Annotated in this window: 4 protein-coding genes and 1 pseudogene; 3 read left to right on the top strand and 2 right to left on the bottom strand. The window is 67.9% G+C overall.

Going from position 1 to position 4,379, the window contains the following annotated elements; genetic code table 11:
- A partial coding sequence (locus tag PKH97_RS14155; RefSeq protein ID WP_324388191.1) for a TGS domain-containing protein occupies positions 1 to 1,143 on the top strand: 1,143 nt, incomplete at its 5' end.
- An 8-nt stretch (positions 1,144 to 1,151) separates the two neighbouring features.
- Here the strand turns inward: PKH97_RS14155 and hisS are convergent.
- Both hisS and PKH97_RS14145 read right to left on the bottom strand, forming a co-directional pair.
- Positions 1,152 to 2,474 carry a histidine--tRNA ligase gene (hisS, locus tag PKH97_RS14150; RefSeq protein WP_324388189.1) on the bottom strand — a complete coding sequence of 441 codons (1,323 nt, stop codon included), beginning with the start codon at positions 2,472 to 2,474 and terminating at the stop codon, positions 1,152 to 1,154.
- Positions 2,471 to 3,178, bottom strand: coding sequence for an MBL fold metallo-hydrolase (locus PKH97_RS14145; protein WP_324388188.1), 708 nt, complete (start codon positions 3,176 to 3,178; stop codon positions 2,471 to 2,473). Before PKH97_RS14145 ends, hisS begins: the two co-directional genes overlap by 4 nt.
- A 40-nt stretch (positions 3,179 to 3,218) precedes the next feature.
- Between PKH97_RS14145 and PKH97_RS14140 the strand changes: the two genes are divergently transcribed.
- Both PKH97_RS14140 and PKH97_RS14135 read left to right on the top strand, forming a co-directional pair.
- On the top strand, positions 3,219 to 4,010 hold the full coding sequence (locus PKH97_RS14140; RefSeq protein ID WP_324388187.1) for a peptidylprolyl isomerase: 792 nt from the start codon (positions 3,219 to 3,221) through the stop codon (positions 4,008 to 4,010).
- Between the two features lie 3 nt (positions 4,011 to 4,013).
- Positions 4,014 to 4,379 (top strand): annotated as a pseudogene (locus tag PKH97_RS14135) (hypothetical protein); the annotation flags it as partial.

Below are 4,379 nucleotides of genomic sequence, written 5' to 3'. Positions count from 1 at the left end.
GCCGATATGCAGTGGCTCAAGCAATTGCTCGACTGGCAGAAGGAGACCGAGGATCCCACCGACTTCCTCGACTCCCTGCGCTATGAGATCAATGCCCGTCAGGTGTATGTCTTCACGCCCAAGGGCGATGTCATCGCCCTCCCCGCCGGCTCGTGTCCGATCGACTTCGCGTATGCCGTGCACACCGAGGTCGGGCACCGCACCGTCGGTGCGCGCGTCAACGGCCGCCTGGTGCCGCTGGAGTCACCGCTGGAGAACGGCGACGTGGTCGAGGTGCTCACCTCCAAGGCCGAGGGCGCCGGCCCGTCGCGCGACTGGCTCACCTTCGTGCACTCGCCGCGGGCGCGCAACAAGATCCGCCAGTGGTTCTCGCGCTCTCGCCGCGACGAGGCCGTCGAGCGCGGCAAGGACGCGATCGCCCGGGCGATGCGCCGCCAGCACCTGCCGCTGCAGCGGCTGATGACAGCCGATTCCCTGACGGGGATCGCCACGGACTTGCGGTTCGCTGATATCGATGCGCTCTATGCCGCGGTCGGCGAGAACCAGGTTTCCGCCCAACATGTCGTCTCGCGCCTGATCAAATCGCTCGGCGGTGAAGAAGGCATTCAAGAGGATTGGGCCGAGGCGCAGAACCCCAATCGGGAGGCGCGCCGCCGGACCGACGATCCGGGCATCATCGTCAAGGGCATGAATACGGCCGATGTCTGGATCAAGCTGCGTCGCTGCTGCACGCCAGTTCCCGGTGACGAGATCCTGGGCTTCATCACTCGCGGCGACGGCATCGCGGTCCACCGCGTCGACTGCACAAATGTCAAGTCACTGCGCGAGCACCCCGAGCGGATCATCGAGGTTGCGTGGGCACCGCGCGCCGGCTCGCTCTTCCTCGTTCAGATTCAGGTCGAGGCGCTCGATCGCAATCATCTGCTCGCCGATATCACCCGGGTGCTGTCGGACAATGGCGTGAACATTCTCGGTGCCCAGGTGCATACGACCAAGCGGCGGGTGGCCTATTCGACCTTCATGTTCGAGATGGGCGATCCTGCCCATCTCGAACACGTGCTCAATGCGGTGCGCAATGTGCAGGGCGTCTTCGACGTCCAGCGCGGTGCCGGCGCCGTTCAGCGCGAAGCCGCCGCGACATAAGAACCGGCTCAGTCGCCCATGAGGACGTCGGGGCGCAGGTCCGCTGCCGGTGGTGTCCACGCGGCCGGGTCGGCGGCCACTTGGTCGCCGGAGCGGATGTCTTTGACCTGGTCGCCGTCGTCACGCGGGAACCAGACGTAGGGTATGCGGCGGCGATCGGCATACCGGATCTGTTTGCCGAATTTGTCGGCCTTCGGGGCGACTTCGCACGCGATGCCACGCGCCCGGAGAGCCGTGGCGACCGCCGTGGAGGCTGGCCGGCTCGCCTCGTCGGTGACGGCGACCAAGACGCAGGCCGGCGTCGATCGGGTGGCGGCGAGCCGCCCGTGACCGAACAACAGCCCGAGGATCCGGCTGACCCCGATGGAGATGCCGACGCCCGGATAGGTGGTGCGTCCGTCGGAGGCGAGCGCGTCGTAGCGGCCGCCGGAGCACACCGCACCCCAGTCCTCGTGGCCGACCAACTGGGTCTCGTAGACGGTGCCGGTGTAGTAGTCGAGGCCGCGGGCGATCTTCAAGGCCGCGACCACGCGGCCGGGCGCGTTGGCCGCCGCCGTCTCGATGACCGCGGCGAGCGCGTCCAGACCCTCATCGAGGAGGGGGTGATCGACGCCGAGGGCCCGTACCTGGTCGACGAAACCCAGGTCGGGGGTGCGGATCGCCGCGAGGTCGAGGCAAGCCTGCGCCTGGGTCGCGGTGCAGCCGGCGGCGGTGAGCAGATCCGCCACGGCATCGGGGCCGATCTTGTCGAGTTTGTCGATGATCCGCAGCGTCCCGGCGACATCCGTGATGCCCAACCCGGCATAGAAGCCGTTGGCGAGCTTGCGGTTGTTGACCTGGATGACGAAGTCCCCGATGGGGAACTTCTCGAAGACATCGGCGACGACGAGCGGCATCTCGGCCTCGAAGTGCGGCGCGAGCGTGCCGACATCCACGACATCGATATCGGCTTGCGTGAACTCGCGGTAGCGGCCCTCCTGGGGCCGTTCGCCGCGCCACGCCTTCTGGATCTGATAGCGCCGGAAGGGGAACTCCAAGGTGCCGGCGTTCTCCAGCACATAACGGGCGAACGGCACCGTCAGGTCGAAGTGCAGCCCCCAGCGCATGCCCTCGGCGTCGCCGCCCGCGAGCCGGGCGATGCCATAGATCTCCTTGTCGGCGTCCTCGCCCTGGGAGCGCAGCCGCTCGATGGGCTCGATCGCGCGGGTCTCGATCGAGGCGAACCCGTGCAACTCGAAGGTCTCCCGGATGACGTCGAGGAAGCGCTGCTCGACGATGCGCTGGCCCGGGGAGTACTCCGGGAATCCGGAGATGGGGGCGATCTTGCTCACGCGCCCAATCCTTGCAGGTAGGGGTTGGTGGCGCGCTCCCTTTTCATGGTCGTCGCGGGGCCGTGCCCCGGCAGCAGGAGCGTCGAATCGGCAAGGGGGAGAACAACATTGCGCAAGGACTCGCGCATGGCCGTGTCGCTGCCGCCGCTCAGATCGGTGCGCCCGATCGACCCGGCAAAAACGACATCACCAGTGACCATCGTGCGGTCCAGATCGGCGGGCACCCCGTCGGGGACAGCGTCGATCCCAAACATCATCGACCCTTCCGTATGCCCGGGGGCGTGCCAACAACTCAGCTCCACGCCCGCGACACTCACCTGGGCGCGGTCGGTGACCGTGACGATGTCGTCAGGCTCGGTCCAACTCGCCTTGGCGCCGAACTGCTGCTCGAACATGCCGACCAGGCCCGGACCCAGCAGGCTGATCGGGTCGGCGAGCCGGTAGCGGTCGTCGGCGTGGATATAGGCCGGCAGCACGGCGGGGGCCGTGGAACGGCATACGGGAGTGACCGAATAGACGTGGTCGAGGTGGCCATGGGTCAGCAGCACGGCGGCCGGCCGCAGGCGGTGCTCGGAGAAAACATCGCGCAGCGTCTCGACCACGCCGATGCCCGGATCGACGACGAGGCACTCCTGCCCGGGGCCTTGCGCGACGACATAGCAATTGGTCGCGAATGCGGCAGCGGGGAAGGCGATCATCAGCACCCGCCGACCCTATCCGGCCGCATGCCTAGACTTAGCGGCCGTGACCAAGGAGCAGGAGCGCGCGCGGGCCAAACGGCGCTACGTCCGTCAGCAGGACAATGCTGCGCAGCAGCGGGTCCAGCGGCAGCGGAACCGGCAGATCGCGGCCGTGGTCGCCGTCTTCCTGGCGCTCGTTGCCGGCCTGATCTGGCTGGTGAACATGATGGGTTCGGAGCCGACCGCGGCCTCACGCACCCCGGGGCTGGCCGCGACCGTGGCCGACGGGTGCATTGCTGCCCCCGCGGTCCCGGGCACCGGCGCCACGCTGGACAAACCGGATGCCGCCCAGATCGCCAAGGTCACCGGCAAGACGGTCACCGCGACCATCGAGACCAACTGCGGGCGGATCGTGCTGTCGCTGGACGGGGCCAAGGCGCCGACGACCGTGGCGTCCTTCGTTCAGCTGGCTCAGCAGAACTATTGGAAAAATGCGCCCTGCCACCGCTTGACCACCTCGGGGATCTTCGTGCTCCAGTGCGGAGATCCGACGGGGACCGGCAATGGGGGACCGGGATACGGCTACGGGATCGAGAATGCGCCCGCGGACGCGATGTATCCGCGGGGCACCGTGGCGATGGCCAGGACCGCAGACCCGAACAGCAATGGTGGTCAGTTCTTCATCGTCTACAAGGACTCGACGATTGACGCTAGCACGGGGGGCTACTCAATTTTCGGCACTGTCACCCAGGGGCTGGATATTGTGGACAAGATCGCCGCCGGAGGGGTGGGCAACGGGGTCGCTCCCACGTTCCCCATCAGCTTCTTGTCGGTGACGACCGAGACGAAGGGCTGAGCAGTGACCGATACCCCGACGACGCCGGACCGCGACGTGACGGCGACGGACGAGCCGACGGCTGACGTGAGTTCAGTCGCTGCCGACGTCCTCGCCGCCGAGGCGGCGACCGCACCGGACGAATCGACTGCCGAGCCCGACGTCCCCGCTGCGGAGAATGACGTGGCCCCGAATGACGTGGCCCCCGTGGACCCGGAGCAGGAGCCGGCAGCCGATGAGTCGGCAGCGGAAGAGCCGGTTGCCGACAGCGTCGTCGTTGAGGCCGCGGCCGTCGATCCCGAGCCCGTGGCAGCAGACGAGGCGGCCGCGACCGCCGCCGAGGCGGAGGCCTCGGCCGAGTCCGACCCGGCGGCAAGCCCCGCAGCCATA

It is taken from the genome of Nostocoides sp. (assembly GCF_035343835.1).
GTDB classification, from domain to species: domain Bacteria; phylum Actinomycetota; class Actinomycetes; order Actinomycetales; family Dermatophilaceae; genus Nostocoides_A; species Nostocoides_A vanveenii.
This window is presented reverse-complemented; position numbering and strand designations above follow the sequence as displayed.